The sequence below is a fragment of the Butyrivibrio sp. MC2013 genome, assembly GCF_000424585.1.
Lineage (GTDB): Bacteria > Bacillota > Clostridia > Lachnospirales > Lachnospiraceae > Butyrivibrio.
Genome location: NZ_KE384211.1, coordinates 1 through 18,700, shown reverse-complemented (window position 1 = coordinate 18,700; position 18,700 = coordinate 1). Strand labels below are relative to the sequence as shown.

At 44.6% G+C, this 18,700-nt stretch carries 22 protein-coding genes; 1 reads left to right on the top strand and 21 read right to left on the bottom strand.

The genetic code is table 11. The features are described from left to right. Positions 1 to 29: 29 nt before the first annotated feature. The 21 genes from G636_RS0114540 to G636_RS0114445 all read right to left on the bottom strand — a co-directional run bounded on the left by G636_RS0114540 (position 30) and on the right by G636_RS0114445 (position 17,842). Positions 30 to 1,865, bottom strand: a complete 1,836-nt coding sequence (locus G636_RS0114540) for a DAK2 domain-containing protein (protein WP_026508634.1) — start codon at positions 1,863 to 1,865, stop codon at positions 30 to 32. 18 nt (positions 1,866 to 1,883) lie between these two features. Then, positions 1,884 to 2,246 (bottom strand): Asp23/Gls24 family envelope stress response protein, encoded by a 363-nt coding sequence (locus G636_RS0114535; RefSeq protein WP_026508633.1) that lies wholly within the window; start codon positions 2,244 to 2,246, stop codon positions 1,884 to 1,886. 153 nt (positions 2,247 to 2,399) lie between these two features. Beyond that, positions 2,400 to 2,585 (bottom strand): 50S ribosomal protein L28, encoded by a 186-nt coding sequence (gene rpmB / locus G636_RS0114530; RefSeq protein WP_026508632.1) that lies wholly within the window; start codon positions 2,583 to 2,585, stop codon positions 2,400 to 2,402. Between the two features lie 131 nt (positions 2,586 to 2,716). Continuing rightward, positions 2,717 to 3,277 carry a hypothetical protein gene (locus tag G636_RS0114525; RefSeq protein ID WP_026508631.1) on the bottom strand — a complete coding sequence of 187 codons (561 nt, stop codon included), beginning with the start codon at positions 3,275 to 3,277 and terminating at the stop codon, positions 2,717 to 2,719. A gap of 27 nt (positions 3,278 to 3,304) precedes the next feature. Then, positions 3,305 to 3,697 (bottom strand): GerW family sporulation protein, encoded by a 393-nt coding sequence (locus G636_RS0114520; RefSeq protein WP_026508630.1) that lies wholly within the window; start codon positions 3,695 to 3,697, stop codon positions 3,305 to 3,307. A gap of 20 nt (positions 3,698 to 3,717) precedes the next feature. Next, positions 3,718 to 4,761: a DUF2953 domain-containing protein gene (locus G636_RS0114515; RefSeq protein WP_026508629.1), complete on the bottom strand. Its 1,044-nt coding sequence runs from the start codon at positions 4,759 to 4,761 to the stop codon at positions 3,718 to 3,720. Beyond that, positions 4,761 to 5,099 (bottom strand): hypothetical protein, encoded by a 339-nt coding sequence (locus G636_RS0114510; protein ID WP_026508628.1) that lies wholly within the window; start codon positions 5,097 to 5,099, stop codon positions 4,761 to 4,763. Before G636_RS0114510 ends, G636_RS0114515 begins: the two co-directional genes overlap by 1 nt. Position 5,100: 1 nt before the next feature. Next, positions 5,101 to 6,792 carry a peptidoglycan D,D-transpeptidase FtsI family protein gene (locus G636_RS18815; RefSeq protein WP_242826986.1) on the bottom strand — a complete coding sequence of 564 codons (1,692 nt, stop codon included), beginning with the start codon at positions 6,790 to 6,792 and terminating at the stop codon, positions 5,101 to 5,103. Further along, positions 6,792 to 8,138: an FtsW/RodA/SpoVE family cell cycle protein gene (locus G636_RS18810; protein ID WP_051227055.1), complete on the bottom strand. Its 1,347-nt coding sequence runs from the start codon at positions 8,136 to 8,138 to the stop codon at positions 6,792 to 6,794. Before G636_RS18810 ends, G636_RS18815 begins: the two co-directional genes overlap by 1 nt. 21 nt (positions 8,139 to 8,159) lie before the next feature. Beyond that, a complete protein-coding gene (locus tag G636_RS18805) occupies positions 8,160 to 9,173 on the bottom strand; it encodes a hypothetical protein (protein WP_035779811.1) in 1,014 nt (337 codons plus the stop codon). A gap of 2 nt (positions 9,174 to 9,175) precedes the next feature. Then, positions 9,176 to 10,507 carry a peptidase U32 family protein gene (locus G636_RS18800; RefSeq protein WP_051227054.1) on the bottom strand — a complete coding sequence of 444 codons (1,332 nt, stop codon included), beginning with the start codon at positions 10,505 to 10,507 and terminating at the stop codon, positions 9,176 to 9,178. Between the two features lie 45 nt (positions 10,508 to 10,552). Next, positions 10,553 to 10,987, bottom strand: a complete 435-nt coding sequence (locus G636_RS0114490) for a cell division protein ZapA (protein ID WP_026508627.1) — start codon at positions 10,985 to 10,987, stop codon at positions 10,553 to 10,555. A 115-nt stretch (positions 10,988 to 11,102) separates the two neighbouring features. Further along, positions 11,103 to 12,092, bottom strand: coding sequence for a Holliday junction branch migration DNA helicase RuvB (gene ruvB / locus G636_RS0114485; protein WP_026508626.1), 990 nt, complete (start codon positions 12,090 to 12,092; stop codon positions 11,103 to 11,105). A 206-nt stretch (positions 12,093 to 12,298) separates the two neighbouring features. After that, on the bottom strand, positions 12,299 to 12,910 hold the full coding sequence (gene ruvA, locus G636_RS0114480) for a Holliday junction branch migration protein RuvA (protein WP_026508625.1): 612 nt from the start codon (positions 12,908 to 12,910) through the stop codon (positions 12,299 to 12,301). A 74-nt stretch (positions 12,911 to 12,984) separates the two neighbouring features. Next, entirely contained in the window at positions 12,985 to 13,479 is a 495-nt protein-coding gene (locus G636_RS0114475) for a Gx transporter family protein (protein ID WP_026508624.1), read from the bottom strand. A 69-nt stretch (positions 13,480 to 13,548) separates the two neighbouring features. Beyond that, positions 13,549 to 14,013: a NusG domain II-containing protein gene (locus G636_RS0114470; protein WP_051227053.1), complete on the bottom strand. Its 465-nt coding sequence runs from the start codon at positions 14,011 to 14,013 to the stop codon at positions 13,549 to 13,551. Between the two features lie 24 nt (positions 14,014 to 14,037). Continuing rightward, positions 14,038 to 14,829, bottom strand: coding sequence for a histidine phosphatase family protein (locus G636_RS0114465; RefSeq protein WP_026508622.1), 792 nt, complete (start codon positions 14,827 to 14,829; stop codon positions 14,038 to 14,040). A gap of 35 nt (positions 14,830 to 14,864) precedes the next feature. After that, positions 14,865 to 15,719, bottom strand: a complete 855-nt coding sequence (locus tag G636_RS0114460; protein WP_026508621.1) for a patatin-like phospholipase family protein — start codon at positions 15,717 to 15,719, stop codon at positions 14,865 to 14,867. A gap of 151 nt (positions 15,720 to 15,870) precedes the next feature. Continuing rightward, positions 15,871 to 16,146 (bottom strand): hypothetical protein, encoded by a 276-nt coding sequence (locus G636_RS0114455; protein WP_026508620.1) that lies wholly within the window; start codon positions 16,144 to 16,146, stop codon positions 15,871 to 15,873. A gap of 24 nt (positions 16,147 to 16,170) precedes the next feature. Continuing rightward, complete coding sequence (locus G636_RS0114450; protein ID WP_026508619.1) at positions 16,171 to 16,455, bottom strand: hypothetical protein; 285 nt, start codon at positions 16,453 to 16,455, stop codon at positions 16,171 to 16,173. 22 nt (positions 16,456 to 16,477) lie between these two features. After that, the gene (locus G636_RS0114445) at positions 16,478 to 17,842 is read right to left on the bottom strand and encodes a radical SAM/SPASM domain-containing protein (protein WP_026508618.1); all 1,365 of its coding nucleotides are present in this window, start codon (positions 17,840 to 17,842) and stop codon (positions 16,478 to 16,480) included. A gap of 428 nt (positions 17,843 to 18,270) precedes the next feature. On the opposite strand from G636_RS0114445, the gene tnpA reads away from it, so the two are divergent. Beyond that, positions 18,271 to 18,687, top strand: coding sequence for an IS200/IS605 family transposase (gene tnpA, locus G636_RS0114440; protein ID WP_155832413.1), 417 nt, complete (start codon positions 18,271 to 18,273; stop codon positions 18,685 to 18,687). Positions 18,688 to 18,700 lie beyond the last annotated feature (13 nt).

Sequence of the window (18,700 nt, the reverse complement as noted above, 5' to 3'; positions counted from 1 at the left end):
GAACCTGAACGGGGGTATAATATTAAAACTTATTCAGCAGATACAATGTAATAATATACAGGCTGTCCGCCGCACTGAAGCTCGATATCACAGGAAGTAAACTTCTCTTCTATCCTGTCACGAAGCCTTGCAGCCTCAACTTCATCCACGTCAGAGCCGTAATATACACTTATAAGCTCAGTCTCAGCTGAAACCATAGATTCCAGCATCTCAAAGGTAACATCCTGAATGTCTGTACCTACTGCAGCAATACCATCATCACCGATACCCATATAATCACCGGAGTGGATCTCTCTGTCATCGATCATGGTATCTCTGACGGCATAGGTCACTTCGCCGGTACGTACACCGGATATGGCATCCAGCATCACTTCCTCATTTTCCTCAGCAGACATATCGGGAATGAAGTTGATGGCAGCTGTGATACCCTGAGGTACTGTCTTTGTGGGAATCACTATTACAGTCTTGTCTTCTGTCAGGTCCCTTGCCTGGTTGGCAGCCATGATAATATTCTTGTTATTGGGGAATACGAACACAGTCCTGGCATTGACCTTCTCAATAGCACTGAGAATATCATCAGTACTGGGATTCATGGTCTGACCGCCTGATATGACATAGTCAGCACCCAGTCCTCTGAATATCTCAGCAAGGCCGTCACCTGCGCATACTGTCACAATACCAAAATCCTTGGCATCCTCTACAGGCTCTTGTGCAGCTTCAAGACTTCCAAAAGCTTCGCCCTTGTCATCTTCCCACTTGGCAGCATCATTAAGAACTGCCTCCACATGTTTGCCGGAAAGAGAGATATTGCCGTCAGGCCATTCATTCTCAGCAGTCTGAGGGATAGTCCTCTCAGCCATGCCTGAGATCTCCTGATCGATCTCATCAGCCTTGCCGTCCTTGTTCATATGGAAGAGCTTCTCTCTGTGCTCCATGCGCATGTTGTCCACCTTCATATTGGACAGCTGGCCCAGCATAAGAGCCTTCTGTATAGCAAGTCCGGGATCATTGGTGTGTACATGGATCTTGCAGATCTCATCATCTGCTACCATGACTATAGAATCACCTATATCTCCCAGGAATGTCCTGAAATCAGATTCCTGCTTGCTGTTAAGCTCATGCTTTAAGAGGATGACAAACTCTGTACAATAACCAAACTTGATCTCTGTAGGTGCAGACTTCTCTACCATCTTGGCAGGAGCTTTGGGAGCAACATCTGCGGCGGGAGCAGTGATCACCAGCTCTCTTCCGTTGATGCAGTCACAGGCACCTCTAAGGACCTCTACCAGACCCTGTCCGCCTGAATCAACTACGCCGGCCTGCTTAAGAACAGGAAGCATATCAGGAGTGGCAGCCAGTACTTCCTCTGCATACTCCAGCACCTTCTGAGCAAATACTTCAAGATCAGTCTCACCGGCAGAAGCCAGCTCTCTGGCCTTATCACAGGCTCCCTTCGCAACAGTGAGAATAGTTCCTTCCTTGGGCTTCATAACAGCCTTGTAAGCTGTCTCTACAGACTTGTCAAATGCGTCCGCAAGGATCTGGACATCAAGTGTATCATGCTCTGCTGCTACCTTGGTAAATCCACGGAGAAGCTGGGACAGGATAACGCCGGAATTACCTCTGGCTCCCCTTAAGGAACCTGATGAAATGGCTTTACATACAGCTGCCATATCTGTCTGATCGCATTTGGAGACCTCTCCTGCGGCAGACATAATGGTCATAGTCATATTGGTACCGGTATCTCCATCAGGAACAGGGAATACGTTCAGCTGATTGATCCAGTCCTTCTTGCTCTCAAGATTCTGTGATCCCTGAAGGAACATTCTGGCAACCTTGAGGGCATCTATAGATACTGTACTCAAAACAAAAACCTCCTAAATTCAGTCAATCACGCGGACGCCTTCAACAAAGATGTTGATCTTCTCGATCTCAAGTCCGGTAAACTCCTCGACCTTGTACTTAACACTGTCGATAAGATTATCTGCAACAGCGGAAATACTTACGCCGTAGGATACGATCACGTGGAAGTTGAGGATCAGCTTACCGCTCTGGCTGACTTCAACATTGATACCCTTGGTCATATTGTCCTTATGGAGCAGATTAACAAGGCCGTCTCTGATGCTGACATTGGCCATACCCACGATGCCAAAGCATTCCATGGCAACTGTTCCTGCGTACTGGGCAATAACCTCAGAATCAATGGATATATTTCCCATATGAGTGTTCATTGTAGAAGCTTTCATAGGAATCCTCCTGGTCAGTTGTTATTGGTCACGACTAATATTTTATCATATGAGGTAGGTGTCAAAAATTCCTTTTGACCCTTACGTCATCATATTACGATAACAAACAAGGGACATCTTATTCAGATGTCCCCTGGTACTACTCAAATACTCTTATGCTCTTTCTACAGCATTAGATCTGAGACAGCTGGTGCATACGTTCATTCTGCGTGTATTGCCGTTGATCTTAACAGCTACTCGCTGAACATTTGCGTTCCATGCTCTGTTTGATCTTCTATGGGAATGGCTTACGTTGTTACCGAAATGAACGCCCTTGCCACAAACTTCGCACTTTGCCATTTTGACACCTCCTTATAAGCCATGTGAAATCTGCTAATTTACATAACAATTTTATAAATGTGCGACACCAAGTCGCAACATTGATACTATATCAAAGACCGGGACTATTTGCAAGAAGTTTTTTTAAAAATTCAATAATAGTCACCTAATTCATCAAGAAGTCTTGTATATTCGATATTAAGGAGCTGTACCAGCTCTGTATCTCCATCCGTATTATCGGGATGGAATATCTTCATCAGGTCCCTGTATCTCTTCTTGAGCTGAGCTTCGCCTTCAGCACCTTTAAAGAGCACAGACATGAGCTCTGCGGATTTGCGCTGTATCTCATCATCCATATAGGCCATATCTTCAAGGAGACTCCTCCTGTCAGATAAGATTTTCTTCTCCTGAGCCCTTAGCTGCTGTCTGTCAGCCTCAAGCTTCTTAAATCCATCGGTAAGGATAGCCATCTTTTGATCAAACATGGAAGCTTCCTGTTCAAAAGCGGCCCGCTCCTCCTGGAGCTGCCTTAGTCTCTCCGCTGTCTCGTCAGCCAGATCCTGTCTCATCTTTTCCAGCTTCGTCCACTGGTCATTTAGAGCACTCTCTCTGTTCTTAAGGCGGCAGCACTCTTTAAAGAGGAAGAGCCTTAGTTCTTCAAGATCCTTCTCGTTTCCGTTTTTGATTATATCTTCGCTGCTTATCTTATCCATGGCTCCGTCCCCCTTTATCAGGACTTATTACAGCTCTTCTCCAAAGGCCGCATCTACTGCTTCCTCATCAGAGGGCATATTCTGCTTTGATGCTGTAAATTTATCGACCACATCCGGTACCAGATCCAGTATCTTGGTAACTGCATCCTGGTTCTTGACATTGACCAGCTTGGTAGAACCATTCTTGATGACCAGCACAGCTGAAGGTGACATCTTGGCACCAAAGCCTCCCAGTCCCTTCTTTGCCTTATCCTGACTGTTGCTGCCGGCTCCCACGCCAAAGGATACATCCACAAGAGGAAGTATCATGGTACCGTCAGGAAGCTTTGTAGCTTCGCCTATAACAGTCTTACTGGACAAAAGATGATTCATACCATCCATCAAAGAATCAACAACATTATCAAAATTATTTTCAGCCATTTCTCCTCCAATCCCCGGCATCAGGCAAATATCTTCTTGAATCTTCGGATAACCTCTCGGATATCCTTATTAAAAAACAGCACTGCGCCCCAATACAACAGAACAAATATCCTTATCCTGCCCTTGATATCAATATCAAGATCCAGGTATTTCCTGTCAAAATCAGGATAGATATCAAGCCTGTTATCTGTATAGGCAAGTATAGGACCTGCTATTGCCAGCAGATTTGCTGTATCAGCAGGATCTCCCATCCCGTATGTCACTTCGCCTGTGATCTTACAGGGCATGATATCCTTCAGGACCTTGTAAATGCCCTTTTTGCCAAGGCCAAATCCTCTTTCAAATTCAGGGCTCTCTATGAGCCTCCTGATCATTTCTATTCTAACACAGCCCTTTTCCAATGTATATTCGATTTTGGAGGCCAGGGCATCAGTGTCATTCAGGAGCGTCCACAGAGCATCCACAGCCTTAAATATCATATCTATAAAAGAAAAGATCTTATCCAGAATATTCCATATAATGCTTACAGGATCAGGTATTTTCCATTTTAGAGCGCGTGAAGGCTTTGCAGCTTTAGGTGCTTTCTCTTCCTGATCATCAGGCTCATTATAAGAAACACTGTCTGTATGAGTATCATCCAGATCCAGGTGCATATCAATCTCAGTTGCAGTATCTGCCTTAGGAGAGATTAGATTATCCTTTTCTTCGGACTCATCTATAGCCGCTGACACTTTTTCTCTCTCAGCATCTGTCATTTGCTCAGCTTTTGTTTCCTCCCTGCTCTCGCGAGGCAGAATGGTAAAAAACAAAGCCTTGGCCCAAAGGGACACCTCTTTGTTTTCAAATAAGAGTCTCCCCCTTACTATTTTCAGGAGCCAGCTCACTTTGGCAGTTGCCCCAAAACGCGTCAGGATATCTCCCTCCCCGTCAGGCGGCAAAACGGCCCTGATCTCATATCTCACAGGCACGAAGAGTATCAATAGGATAAGCACTAGTAGTAGTAAGAGGATAATGCCAACTACTATCCCTGTCCATTTAATTATTCCAAATAGTATCGCAGGCATTATTCTCCTTTCCCACCACTGCTCCTAAGATATCCCAAAAGGTCCCCGTCCATACCTGAGGCAGATGCCTCTTCGGATATAGTCACCAAAAGGTCTATGGCTTCTGCCTTGCCGGCAGCTATGCCATATATGAGCGCAGGATGCTCTCTGTAGTATTTCTGTTTCAGATTGGCACAATGGATGATCTCCAGCTGATCAATACCATTAAGAGCCGGAGTGATGAGATATATGCCAAACTGACCGGCACCGTGAGTCAGCTTCCATCTCACCAGAGCAGGATTATCCACAGATTCACCTATATACAGATTGTCAGCAAATATGCAGTAGTGTTTATCCATATCAGTCTCCATAATTGTAGACTCTGAAATACTCGTCAAATATCCTCTTGGCTACAGGCACAGCCATACGTCCGCCGCTGCCTGCCTTCTCCATTATGACAGTCACACATATCCTGGGATCGGAAGCAGGAGCAAATCCTGTAAACCAGGCATGAGAATCAGTCTTGCCTGTCATATATTCAGCAGAGCCGGTCTTACCTGCAGCATGATAAGAAGCAGACTTAAGGCCAGAGCCCGTACCCTCTTCCACAACCTTTGTCATCATCTCTGTCAGGATATCAGCTTCCTCCTGACTCATAAGCCTGCCATATTCTTTTGGCTCAGTATTCTCCAGTACATGTCCGTCCGAAGTCTTGACCAGCTCTACCAGATAGGGCTTCATAAGAAGGCCGTCATTGGCGATAGCCATGGTGATCATATTCATATGAAGGGGCGTGACCAGAGTCTTGCCCTGACCTATAGAGAGCTGCATCCTGTCATGGACTGACAGTCCTTTCGAAGCTTCAGCCCTGGATACTGCTGAAGGAAGCTCTGTCGGAAGCTCATGTCCAAAGAGAAGCTTGTCCAGAGTTGATGAGAACTTTTTCTGGTCCAGTTCAAGTCCCATATTGGCAAAAGAGCTGTTGCAGGACTGGGCAAAGGATCCATAGAAATCAACATTCCCATGAACAGAACCATGATAACACTTAACACTGGTATCATCCTTGGTAAAAGAACCCTGACAATGGAACTTGTAATCATTATACCCCGCAGGATGCTCCCTTATATATTCAAGAGCTGTCACTATCTTGAAGGTAGAGCCCGGAGGATAGAGGCCTCCTGTCGCTCTGTTAAGGAGAACCGAGCTCTCCTTGTCCTGGCTAAGGCTCTTCCAGTTATCAGCTATAGTATTAGGGTCAAAATCAGGCTTTGATACCATAGCCAGGATCCTGCCGGTCTTTGGATCAGATACTATAACAGCGCCGTCATAATCTCCCAGTGAATAATATGCCAGTCTCTGGAGAGAAGCATTGATGGTACTGTAGACATTATTGCCGGGGAACTTCTGCCCCTTGTCCATGGCATCCGCTCTGGTGGACAGTGACGCATCGGATCTCATGAGATAATAATCCGATATCTTCTCAATGCCGCTTCCTCCAAGGATGTTATAGCCCACCACATGGGCAAATTCATTGCCAAAGGGGTATACTCTATGGTCCTCACCCTTTTCATCCACTTCCGAATATGCAAGATCATAGCCATCCGAGGACACTATCCTGCCTCTGAGATTCTCTTTAGCAAGCTGCACAGAACGCTTATTATAGCTGTTGGAGATCAGTTCCTTTCTGTTGCTGTAGCTGTAATAGACTATATAGGTGAGCATGGCAGCCATGAGTAGGGAAAAGATACATCCAAGCAATACTACCCCTCTGTTCTTGTGAGGTCTGCGATACCTGCGCTTATAATCAGGATCATCTTCATAGGAATAATCATCTTCTATATCCTCAATACCCTCATAAGAGACAGGGCCATTATACATCGAAGGATCACCTTCTTTATAACTGTTATCATATCCCTGTGAATGATTTATTCCATTATATCCGTTATCATATCCATCACCGGGATAATCAGGACCATCATAGCCCTGCTCAGGATCATCCTCGTAATAATCCTCTTTGTATTTCTTTGATCGAAACAGACATTTAAGTGACATTATCCCTCTCCCGTATATCCCCTGTATCTGGCAAGAGCATCATAATGCTCGTCCATTCTGATAATACTAGTAGCTTGAAATAGTCCAATCATGATCATGCTGGTCATGATGGAGGAACCTCCGTAACTGACAAGGGGCAGAGTAACACCTGTAAGAGGTATAAAGCGGCTACCGCCGCCTACTGTCAGGAAGGTCTGGAAAATAAATGAAATGCCTATACCTGTATCCAAAAGTCCTGACCATTTGTCCCTGAGCCTGGCTGTCTCAAGGAGCATCATAAGGAATATACCAAGACATATACAAACCATGGAAACAGCATAGATAATGCCAAATTCATTGGCAACTGCAGAGAAAATAAAATCATCCTCCACGTATGGTATGGCCGAAGGATCCCCCTTAAAGAGGCCGGTCCCCCAAAAGCCTCCGCTGCTGATGCCAAAAAGGGACTGGGTCAGCTGATATCCGCTTCCATCAATATTGGTCCAGGGATCGATCCAGGCTGTAAATCTGCGTCTTACATGGGAAAAGAAAAAGTATGCAAGAACGCTACCTGCTCCTCCAAGGGCCAGGCCCGCGAGGAGATATCTGATCTTCTCGGTGGCAAGATATACCACGCAAAGGCATATCACAAACAGAATAGCCGAAGCACCCAGATCTCTGCTTGCAAGAAGGACCAGCATATAAACAAAAGTCACTGCAAAGCATACACCCACGCTTAATATATCAGTCCTCCCACTTAGGGTACATGCAAGAAAGAGGATCAGCATGATCTTGGCAAATTCTGAAGGCTGAAATGTAAGGCCCATAAGAGTAACAGACAGATAAGAGCCGTTGGTCATACTGCCAATGACTCTAACTGCCAGGAGCATACTGACTCCCAAAGCGCCGTATACAAAGCCGATACGCGAAAAAATAGGAAATTTATAATATATCTGGCATACCAGAAAGCTCACCAGTATAGAGGCTGCAGCTATGATCATCTGCCTGATGCCCTTAGCCTGATTGATCCTGACCAGGACAATAAAGGAAGTCTGCAGCAGAAATGCTGCATTATACAGGACCATCCTGTTGCAATCAGGAAATACAAGAGGAAAAAGAGATATGAGCAGCATGACAATAACGGCAGTAAATATGCCATATAAAAGCATGGATATATCCCTGTTATTGACCAGTATCTGTATAAAGCTGAGAATGAGTATGGTAAATAAAAGCACTGTCAATATGACATAAACAGGCTTTCTTCTCTTCTCACTCTTAAATTTCAAGGTGATAAAACCCAGCAGGGCATATATAGCCGCTGCACAGGCCGTGATATATTTGGCGATCTCAGTAATGTATAGTATCATTTCTCCCCCGCTTGTGCTTGATCACATAGTCCCTCTACGGAAATGTCCGGTTGTATAATCCTTGCAGGGAGCTTCATCTCCCCCGGCTTTTCCTCCAAAAAAACGAAGGACAGCCGCCGTCTCAGCCCCTGATTCATTTGTCAGATCTATCCTGAGAGCTGTTATCCCCTTCAATCTGTCTATATCTCCCATTTGCTTATGAAGAGAGAGGGGCACCGAATTATATATTACATTAAGGCAGCTTTGGCAGTCGCACAGGACCGGCATCCTGTTCCTCTTCCTGTCAGTGATATAGGAATACTCTGTATTATTCTCGCCGGTGAGTCCCGAGCACTTGTCAGCAGTCTTCTTAACGCAGCCTGCAGATACCATCATAGGTATCCTGCCGTATATACAAAGGGAAACAGGAAGTTCTCCTTCTCTATTCTCTGCATTCGTGGTCCTGATGCCTTTTAATAGATCCGCTATCTCATGAGAGTTGAGCTCAAGGGGCACCGTGATCTCTGATACTGACAGATCAGCACTCAAAAAGGCAGCAGAAGCATGATTCCAGGAATAGATGCAATGATCAGCTACAAGCTTAAGCTCTGTGCCCTTCTCTGTCAGATAACCCAGTTCCTCCAGGTTCCTCACAAGGAAGCCCTTTAGTATATCTCCATAACTGTCTGCGATACGGTCTATAATAGCATATCCCTTTAGCTTATCTTCATTCCTTAGCATATAAGGAAGCGCGCAGCATATCTCTGTATCCGAATCAGCAATAGCTGTAAGCTGCTCCCTTAGCCCCGTATCCATTAAGAGATGATAGTCTATATATATCCTTTCTGCCTTAAAGAAACTGTCAAGATATGCCTTTAGCTGAGACAGACTTGCTATTAGCAGATGAAAGGGAAGACCAGGCTTAATATAGCCTTTTTCAGAAGAAGGCTTACCAGCGCGTTTATTTTTGTTATCTATTTCATTATTTGATTTTCTATTAGTTTTACTATTTATTTTACTAATTTTCTTCTTGCTATTTCCTTTTTTACCAGGCATTATCATACTCCCCGGGACAGCTCTTTCATAAGTCCCTGCGCAGCAGCTCTTCTCAGATCATTGAGTTCCTTTACGGGGATGAAGATTCCATTACCGCTATCCCTGATATCCAGACGGCAATCGTTTTCATCCACTTCAAAGAAGCTGTTGCCGAATTTACATAGAGATTTCAGGATAGTCTCCCTGTCCATGGGCCTATTGGCAGCAGGCTCTGGCGCAGCCCCTTTTGCTTCATAGCTGGCATTACCGCAGCTGATAGAGAGTACAGACTCTTCTCCTTCATGAAGCACAGCCTTTAGGCTGATCTTTAGCTTCTTTTCGCCTACAAGATACCGCTCTCTGACCATCTTCAGTACCGCGTCATCAGAGCCTTCATATCCAGGAGCTGTGAGAGTCACCATTTCTCTGCCGTTGTGCCTCTTATAATAGCCCTCACTGATCTCTGATCTGATATAGAGGGACCTGAGAATATCCATATCCTCAGCACTGACTCTTGCGCCTTCAGTACCATATTCATAGTATCTGTCTATATACTTGCGATATATAGAGGTCACACCTGCGGCGTATTCAGCCTTCTTCATCCTGCCTTCTATCTTGAAAGAATCAATACCGGCTTCGATAAGAAGGGGCAGGAATTCTATGGTGCACATGTCCTTGAGGGACAAGGGATAATATTTGCCATCCTTGCCCCTTATCCTGCCACCCGTTTCCACAGTATAGGGCAGACGGCAGGGCTGGGCACAGCGTCCCCTGTTGCCGGACCTGCCTCCCACTATTCCCGAGAAGAGACAGATACCTGAATATGAATAGCACATAGCGCCATGCACAAAGGCTTCAACTTCAATATCCGCATCACGTCTTATAGCTTTCATTTCCTCCAGCGACAGCTCTCTTGCAGGTACCACGCGGACTGCGCCGGCTTTCTTCAGGAGACGCGCGCCATATGGTCCTGTAACAGCCATCTGGGTAGAAGTATGAAGTTCCACCCCCGGAAAATGCTCTCTGATAAATCCAAATACACCAAAATCCTGTACGATCACTCCGTCAAGCCCGGCATCAGCAAAGGGCTGCAAATAATCGTACAGGTCCAGGTATTCTTCTTCTTTAATTAAGGTATTAACGGTCAAATAGACCTTGCGACCGTAGATATGGGCATAATCAATAGCTCTGATAACATGCTCAGTGTCAAAATTATCAGCATATGCCCTTGCTCCAAATCTGTTACCGCCCAGATAGACCGCATCAGCTCCTGCATTTACCGCAGCAAGAAATGCTTCGTAATTGCCTGCAGGAGCCAGCAGCTCAGGACGTTTTGATCTAATAATATCTGACATATGATCCTTTATCTGCTATAGCAGATCAATAATCAGAGCCTGTGATCAGCTCTTCTTTGATCTGGACTGAGAGGAAGACTGGCTATTCTTGAGCTCAGCTTCCAGTCTTATGATCTTTCTGCTGCTCTCTTCCAGCTCACTTTCCAGATTCTTTACATTCTTCTCATTATTTTCAAGCTTGATCTGAGCTGCGATCAGCTCGTGCTTGATATCATAGAGCTCTTTCTCTTTTTCTTCAGCCTGCTCTTCAAGAAGGCTGATCTGCTTCTTGGCCTTGAAATAGTCATCAGCTATATTCAGCTGAAGGGCCATATTCTGCATATCAAGAGACTGGCGGCTAAAGCCGTCCATTCCGCCAAGCTCAGCTAGCTTATTATTGATATATGAAGCTACCTTCTGAAGGTATTCTTCACTTTCATAACCACTAAGGGTAAGGACTTTACCACCTATGATAACCTGTGCATCGGTTTTACCTGACATAATCTCTCTCCCCCGAATAAATATCCGCTGCCCGGCAGGGCATATAGGATATATGATACTTGAACATTATAAACCTACAAACATTATATCTGTAGGGCCTGTTCTTTTCAACAAATCATGGGGCATTATACTCATAGCCCATCTGAAGATAGCCTTCAGCAGTGACCACTCTGCCTCTGGGCGTCCTGTTGATAAAGCCGCATTTGATAAGATAGGGCTCGTATACATCCTCTATAGTACCGGCATCCTCACCTATGGCAGCAGCCAGAGTATCAAGGCCCACAGGACCTCCTCCGAATTTCTCGATCATAGAGGTTAATATCTCGTGGTCTGTTCTATCCAGGCCCTTATCATCTACTTCAAGAAGGCTAAGAGCCTCATCCACAATCTGGCTATTTATGATACCGTCATTACGAACCTGGGCATAATCCCTAACCCTCTTAAGAGTCCTGTTGGCAAGCCTTGGTGTACCGCGGCTGCGCTTAGCCATTTCCAAAGCGCACTCCCTATCAACATCTACCCCCAATACACCCGCAGATTGTGTGATGATCCTGGCCAGCTCATCCTCGTTGTAGAATTCCATCCTGTGAATCATGCCAAACCTGTCCCTTAGAGGGGCTGAGAGCATGCCTGCTCTGGTGGTTGCACCCACCAGGGTAAAGGAAGGAAGGTCCAGCCTCACCGATCTGGCTGTAGGCCCCTTGCCTATCATGATATCTATGGCAAAGTCTTCCATTGCAGGATATAATACCTCTTCCACCTGCCTGTTGAGTCTGTGTATCTCATCGATGAAGAGGACGTCACCTTCATGGAGATTATTGAGAATAGCCGCCATATCGCCGGGCTTTTCAATAGCAGGGCCTGATGTGATCTTGATATTGACTCCCATCTCAGCTGCTATGATCTGAGCAAGGGTAGTCTTGCCCAGTCCCGGAGGTCCGTAAAAGAGGATATGATCCAGACTGTCCTTTCTCTCCTTGGCAGCATCTATATAGATCCTGAGACTCTTTCTGATCTTCTCCTGACCTATATACCTATCAAGAGTCCTGGGGCGCAGAGAGCCCTCGACCTGAAAATCCTCGGGAGTGTATCCCGCATCCATCATATTCTTATGTTCTGAGCCTGTTTTAATAGTTCTGGCCATAGTCACCTTCTTTTAGATTACTATTCACAGTCTTACGACTGCTCATAGTAACATTCGGGGCGATATTAAAGTTTTGCTTCGCAAAAGATCGCCCCTCACTCTTGTATCATATTCTCACGAATCACGCAGCTAGTGCGTGATTCTACTGTGAATAGTAACTCTTTTGATCACATTTCTTTAAGGGCAAGCTTCAGGATCTCTCCCACGTCTGATATATCCCCTGATGCAGTCACCTTTCTCACTGCTTTCATAGCATCGCTGCCGCTGTAGCCAAGGGCCATGAGCGCTTCCACAGCTTCATCTCTGACTGAGCCATCTGCAGTATCAGAGCCGGATATAACGGCTCCCTGACTTATTACGCCGTGGGTGATCGCTTCATTTCCAATCTTGTCCTTTAGCTCCAGGGCTATCCTCTCTGCAGTCTTCTTGCCTACTCCGGGCGCCTTGGAAATAGACTTTACATCACCTGCCAGGATGGCAAATCTCAGATCGTCAGGTTCAAAAACCGACAATATGGACAGCGCTCCCTTTGGGCCGATACCGCTGACAGATATGAGCAGCTTAAAGAGCCCGATCTCATCTCTGGATAAAAAACCGTAGAGGCTGATATCATCCTCCTTGACACTCATATATGTATAGAGGGTAACATCATCCCCGATCCCCGGCATTTTCTGACAGGTGGAGGCTGATATATTAACTCCAAAGCCCACACCGCCCACATCTATCACAGCCAGGTCTTCTTCCAGATATTTAAGGATTCCATTAAGATATGAGATCATTTCTCCCCCGTTCCAACTAAATATATATGATAAGCTAATGCCTCTTAAATACGCTAAAGCACTTGTATAGCAGGCTACTGCCCAAGTCTCCCGACAATACGCAGCGTACCCTCTGATGCTATACCTATTATAAGCCCTGTTACCACTCCGGCGGCAAGGAGAAATGGAGCATAATATAATATGCCCGCTGTCTCCATGAGAATGGCAGCAGTCAAAAGCTGAGCTATATTATGGCTAACTGCACCGCAGATACTCACTCCTCTTATTGAGAAAATATCAATTCTCCTTACAAGGAGCATTATAACAAAGCTTGTGAGTGCTCCTGCCAGGGAATAAATGATCCCAAACATATTGCCAAAAAGGAAGCCTGAAAGGATGATCCTGAGGACATTAACTGTAAGAGCCCATTTCCAGCCAAATAGATAGAGGGCTATCACAACTGCAAGATTAGGCAGGCCCAGCTTCATACCCGGTATGCCAAAAGCAAAGGGGATAAGGGATTCAACATATGACAATATAAGAGCCAAGGCAAGGATCAGCCCCAGCCTGGCCACTGATCTATTGTTCATTATAAAGCCTTTCTATGTAAAGCTTTTTTCTATGTAAAGCTTTTTTCTATGTAAAGCCTTCTATGATCACTATCTGGCAACAGAATCCACACCATCACCATCCGCCTCATCTCCTCTGATGGTGATGATAAGCTTATGAGGAAGGCAGATGATAGACCTGCCTGAACGGCTTATATGCCCCTGCTTTACACAGAGCCGGTCTGGACAGTCAGCATCAGACAGATAGCACTCACCGCCACTTATGACCAGGAGATTATATCCCCCATCTTCGGACTCTATCCTATACTCCATGTCTTTATCAAGGGGATAGACAGCTATGATCTCTCCGCCAAGGCTCACTTCTACAGTGCTGCCGCTTCTCATACCCAGATTCATGAAGAGGTATATTAGAAGAGATATAGTCAGGATAATGATGATCAATATGGCTTCAGCACGAATACGGCCGGGACGCAGATCATTACGATCATAAGGCTGACCCTTCAGTTCATGAAGGATTTTATTATTATTTTTAATATTATTAAGATCTGTCTGCATAATAATATAGTATCCACTTCATGGTCACTTGGAAAAAACAGTGGAGAAAGCTCCAAAGCCTGATACTCTCTCTCCTTCCATTCTCAAGTGGCTGGTATCACCAAAGGCCTGCAGCCTGAAAGCTGCCTGACCGTGATAGCGCTTCTCCGCATTAAGGACAGTTACAGATGAAGCAGGCATAAAAAAGCTATGCCAAAGGGTCACAGGAGAAAGATTGAGCAGGTGAGCCAGCATAACGCAGCTTACCCCCAGATGACAAAAGAATATGATGCACTTGTCGTCATCCTTGTCCCTGACACTATATTCCATATGGCCCCCGGTCTGGATATCATCCAGCTCTGAAGAATAACCGGGTCCATCAGGATCACGGAAGATATAATACTTATCCTTTCTCTCATAGCCGTAAGAGGCCAGTATCTTGTCAAGCTCCTTGCAAATGGTAAACCACATCTCTTCAATGCGGGGATTTTGTCTGTATATCTCAGCCTTATACCAGTTCTCCGGATCCAGCATATATTGCTGGGTGGTATAATACTCCGGAAAATAGTCCCACGGTACTCTCTCTCTTCCTGTATACGGGTCTGCGATTTTATAGTCAAATTCCTGCAGCCAGTCCAAAGTCTCACCTTCCATGCCCATAGCCTTCAGGCTGTCTCTGGCAGTAGCCTGAGCCCTGCCCATAGGTGAGAGATATATCTTGTCAGCCTTCCAGTCTGCAGCCCTGTGAGATAAGAGCTCTGCTTCTCTAAAGCCCTTGGGTGTCAGGCTGTCATGTTCATAATCAGGTTCTGCATGTCTTACAAATATGAGTCTCATAGTGATCCATCCTTTATATTTAAATAAGCTAGTTGTCAAATGCCAAGCTCACTAAGCCAGTTCTCTTTAGACAGGATTTCAAGGGCAGCCTTTCTTCCCTCCTCATATACCCTGTCAAATTCGTCAGTATCCCTTTCCATGGGGCTGATATCAAGAGGAGAAGCGGGCCTTATTACCAGCACATCACCTGACTTTTCTCTTTCTCGGATGTAAGCTTTTTCATTATTGTACATTATATACCTGTCCTTGATGGTACGTACAAATGAGGGATAATCTCTGTAGACAGTTTTTATCAGCCCCATATAGCTCTGAGGCTTTTTGATATAGTCCGCAGGCTGTGTCTCCACCACCAGTAAATGGTCATAGCCTCTCTCTTCCATAAAACCAAGAGGAATGGAATCAGAGCTGCCGCCATCAAGATACAGCCTTCCATCTATGGATACAGGTCTGGACGCCAGGGGCATGGACGCAGAAGCCCTGATCCACTCCAGATCCTTGCCGCACCCGTCTGTGAGCTTGTGATAAGCAGGAAGACCTGTCTCCACATTGGTAGCCACCACATAGAATTCCATGGGGTCAGCAGCAAAGGTGTCAGCATCCCATATATCAAGCTTAAAGGGAAGTTCATGATAGCAGAAATCTACATTAAAAAGATCTCCGGTCTTGATCCAGGACGAGAAGCTCTTAAGCCTCTTGTCTCGTGCATAGCGCTTATTATATCTAAGAGCCCTGCCTATCTGATGGGACTTTAAGTTGCATCCAAAGGTAGCTCCCGCAGAAACACCTATTGCGCCGTCAAAGGTGATCTTTTTCTCCATAAGTACATCTATCACGCCGCAGGTAAAGAGGCCTCTCATGGCCCCGCCTTCCATAACTATCGCTGTTTTCATAAGTCTCCCTTATAAATAGATATGTACTAACAAATTATATCAAAAATAACACAGATATCGTAAATAAAATAAAAGGCGGAGGATCCATGATAGGTCACAGACCTTCCGCCTTTTAAAAAACATAGTTCAATATATGCCGCAGGGTTTTAAATCAGAAAAGTTTTCTGACAACAGGATCAAGATTCTTGATATCGATCTTTTTTGCTTCAAGAGCCTTTTTGAGCATGCCCATAGTGCCGGGATCTACATTGAAATAATCTCCGCATTTATCTATGAACAATTGACAATCATCTCTGCCTTTCTGATGATAATCAAAGACTTTAGCCAACAGCTCCTTATCGATACCTGCCAATTTAAGTTTTTCAACTATTTGGTCTCTTTCCTTAGCTGTCAAAGTAACCGTTTTGTTCATTGGATTACTTTTCATATATCACCTCATATTCCAATAAGATCAAAAAAGCTTCTTGATAATGGGATTTACTCTGGGATCCTTGATCTTGGAGCCCAGAACCTTCTTGAGTTCAGCCAGAGAATCAGGACTGACACTGAAGAAATCATCACACTTTATATGATGATCACAGGGAGTATTATCAGAACATCCTGATCCCTCCATCATAGGTCCAAGGATTCCTTCGATCTTGCCCCTGTCAATGCCCAGATCGACAAGACCTTTGACAATTGCCTTTCTCTCTGCAGAAGACAGCTTTACTGCCTTGTTAAGTGATTCACTCTTCATCAAAGCCTCCTTTCAAGATAAATTATTCGTTCCCTGCGGACAGATATTCTTCAGTAAGCTTCGCCAGATGATCATCAAACCTGCTGTAATAAAAATCACAGTCATGTGCATTTACGTCTTTTTCACCTGACAAAGCAGGCCTCAAGCACCCGCCTCCGCAAATAAATGCATATTTGCATTTCAGGCAGTGCTCCTTTGAGCCCAGCATCTTATTTTTCCACCGCTCAAGCGCCTTGCCATCCCAGACAACATTTGCTGCTTCATCAAACTGCCCAATCTTCTCTGCAGGATTGCCCACGCAGGACCAGCAGGAATATATGCTGCCGTCTGCAGCAAAAACCTTCATGCAATGAGCTGCGCCGCATACAGTCACCCTTAAAGCAATAGGCTCTTCAAAAAACAAAGAAGGAAGGATCATTTCATTTGTTCCTCGCAGCATGCCCATTATAATATTTTTGAGTTTTGGGTATTTGGCTTCTGCTTCTTTTTCCATTCCTCTTACTTCATCATATTTAAGCATTCCATCACTATCGCCAACAACGGGACTTGCTGCAAGAGTCACGGCTTTATTATTTAAGATCCCTCTTTTATCCAGATCTGTGAGGAGCTCCATCATATAAGGAGCATTGCTGTGATCCAGATTCATCCTGAGCCTTATCTCAACACCGGTTTCCTTTAGTGCCCTTTCTATATTGGAGACGATCTTGTCATATGAAGGAAGGCCATCTGTGGATACTCTGCGTTTGTCATGTATGTATGAGGGACCGTCAAGGGTGATCTGCAGGATCCTGATCATATCTTTGCCAAGGAGGTCCATATAGCTGTCAAGTCCATGACCATTTGTAACAGCAAAGAAATAATAGCCACGCTCTTTTCCTTTTTGGACAATATATTCCACCAACTCTCTGTTCCTGGCATCAAGAGGCTCACCGCCATAGAGAGTGATACATTCTCCGGAGGGAATCTTGTCTTTTATGATTTCATAGACAGCATCTACCTGCTTTTTGTTCATGGTACGCTTTGGATAACCGCTCTCTTTTTCAAAGCAGTAGCTGCATCTGTAGTTGCAGCCAAGATTGGGCACCAGGACAATAGACCATTTGCCGCCTGTGAGCTCAGCTTCCATTTCAGCAGCCTTCTTTGCAGCAGCTCTAAGCTCATCAGCAGGGCTTAATTCAGTAAGATAACCTCTTTTGAGGAAATGATCCTTAATATCTCCCATCTGATCAATAAGCTCGTCTGACAGGCACTCATCATCCTTGTGAGCATCTATCAGTTCATAGGCCTCCTCATCAATGAGATCAAGGAGTCCGGTAAGGCCACTTAGTATGATATGTCCGCCATTATTAAGCTTTCTGGTCACAATGTCGTAACTGCTAAATCTCATGATCCAACCCCCTCCTGCCATGAAAAAATGTACGTTTATATATTATTAATATATTATTATTTCATATCGGTATATTTCACATAAAGATTGTAACATAAATCCAAAGAGATGTGTGTTATTTTAGTATATTAATTATCGTATTAATATATATCATTTCTGTTATATGCATAATGTTTGCAACAGATATTTAGAGGGGATTTACGAATGTTTTAGGATTGTGAGAGTTTCGAAGAAACGGAACAATCCGTTAGTCATAAGGTGTCAAAAGGAACTTTTGACACCTACCTCCTTATATTGTTTTAGGACATCAAGCGGGAATCCTCGGCAATTCAATTGCCGAGATGAAAGCGCTACAAAAAAAGAGGTCAAAAGAAAAAACAAGCATACAACGAATGTATGTTTGTTTTTTCTTGTATTTGTGCTATACTATGTGTATGAAAGAAAATCTAATACATTACCGCACTTCTGTGTGCAATATCAACTACCATGTGGTATGGTCTGTCAAATATCGGCGTAAGATACTCAATAATGAAGTTGAAACGTATCTAAAACAGCTTATCAATCAAATTGCTGATGAGAAGGGGTTCACTGTTAAGCTTTTTGAATGTGGCGAAATGGATCATGTCCACTGCTTTGTTACTGCACCACCAAAGTTATCGGTCACAACTATTGTAAAGTACCTTAAGGGCATTACAGGAAGAAAGCTTTTTGAACAGTTCCCTGAAATAAAATCCAAACTATGGAAAGGGGAATTGTGGAATCACTCATATTATTGCGAAACAATAGGCTCTGTATCTGAAGAAAATATAAGGCGATATATAGAGCACCAGAGTAAATCATATTAAGGAAAGGAGTAAG

Excerpts from the sequence above, each read along its gene's own strand:
- G636_RS0114535 (WP_026508633.1), bottom strand. The coding sequence starts at position 2,246 with ATGAAAGCTTCTACAATGAACACTCATATGGGAAATATATCCATTGAT.
- rpmB (WP_026508632.1), bottom strand. The coding sequence starts at position 2,585 with ATGGCAAAGTGCGAAGTTTGTGGCAAGGGCGTTCATTTCGGTAACAAC.
- G636_RS0114525 (WP_026508631.1), bottom strand. The coding sequence starts at position 3,277 with ATGGATAAGATAAGCAGCGAAGATATAATCAAAAACGGAAACGAGAAG.
- G636_RS0114520 (WP_026508630.1), bottom strand. The coding sequence starts at position 3,697 with ATGGCTGAAAATAATTTTGATAATGTTGTTGATTCTTTGATGGATGGT.
- G636_RS0114515 (WP_026508629.1), bottom strand. The coding sequence starts at position 4,761 with ATGCCTGCGATACTATTTGGAATAATTAAATGGACAGGGATAGTAGTT.
- G636_RS0114510 (WP_026508628.1), bottom strand. The coding sequence starts at position 5,099 with ATGGATAAACACTACTGCATATTTGCTGACAATCTGTATATAGGTGAA.
- G636_RS18815 (WP_242826986.1), bottom strand. The coding sequence starts at position 6,792 with ATGTCACTTAAATGTCTGTTTCGATCAAAGAAATACAAAGAGGATTAT.
- G636_RS18810 (WP_051227055.1), bottom strand. The coding sequence starts at position 8,138 with ATGATACTATACATTACTGAGATCGCCAAATATATCACGGCCTGTGCA.
- G636_RS18805 (WP_035779811.1), bottom strand. The coding sequence starts at position 9,173 with ATGCCTGGTAAAAAAGGAAATAGCAAGAAGAAAATTAGTAAAATAAAT.
- G636_RS18800 (WP_051227054.1), bottom strand. The coding sequence starts at position 10,507 with ATGTCAGATATTATTAGATCAAAACGTCCTGAGCTGCTGGCTCCTGCA.
- G636_RS0114490 (WP_026508627.1), bottom strand. The coding sequence starts at position 10,987 with ATGTCAGGTAAAACCGATGCACAGGTTATCATAGGTGGTAAAGTCCTT.
- ruvB (WP_026508626.1), bottom strand. The coding sequence starts at position 12,092 with ATGATGGATGCGGGATACACTCCCGAGGATTTTCAGGTCGAGGGCTCT.
- ruvA (WP_026508625.1), bottom strand. The coding sequence starts at position 12,910 with ATGATCTCATATCTTAATGGAATCCTTAAATATCTGGAAGAAGACCTG.
- G636_RS0114475 (WP_026508624.1), bottom strand. The coding sequence starts at position 13,479 with ATGAACAATAGATCAGTGGCCAGGCTGGGGCTGATCCTTGCCTTGGCT.
- G636_RS0114470 (WP_051227053.1), bottom strand. The coding sequence starts at position 14,013 with ATGCAGACAGATCTTAATAATATTAAAAATAATAATAAAATCCTTCAT.
- G636_RS0114465 (WP_026508622.1), bottom strand. The coding sequence starts at position 14,829 with ATGAGACTCATATTTGTAAGACATGCAGAACCTGATTATGAACATGAC.
- G636_RS0114460 (WP_026508621.1), bottom strand. The coding sequence starts at position 15,719 with ATGAAAACAGCGATAGTTATGGAAGGCGGGGCCATGAGAGGCCTCTTT.
- G636_RS0114455 (WP_026508620.1), bottom strand. The coding sequence starts at position 16,146 with ATGAAAAGTAATCCAATGAACAAAACGGTTACTTTGACAGCTAAGGAA.
- G636_RS0114450 (WP_026508619.1), bottom strand. The coding sequence starts at position 16,455 with ATGAAGAGTGAATCACTTAACAAGGCAGTAAAGCTGTCTTCTGCAGAG.
- G636_RS0114445 (WP_026508618.1), bottom strand. The coding sequence starts at position 17,842 with ATGAGATTTAGCAGTTACGACATTGTGACCAGAAAGCTTAATAATGGC.
- tnpA (WP_155832413.1), top strand. The coding sequence starts at position 18,271 with ATGTGTATGAAAGAAAATCTAATACATTACCGCACTTCTGTGTGCAAT.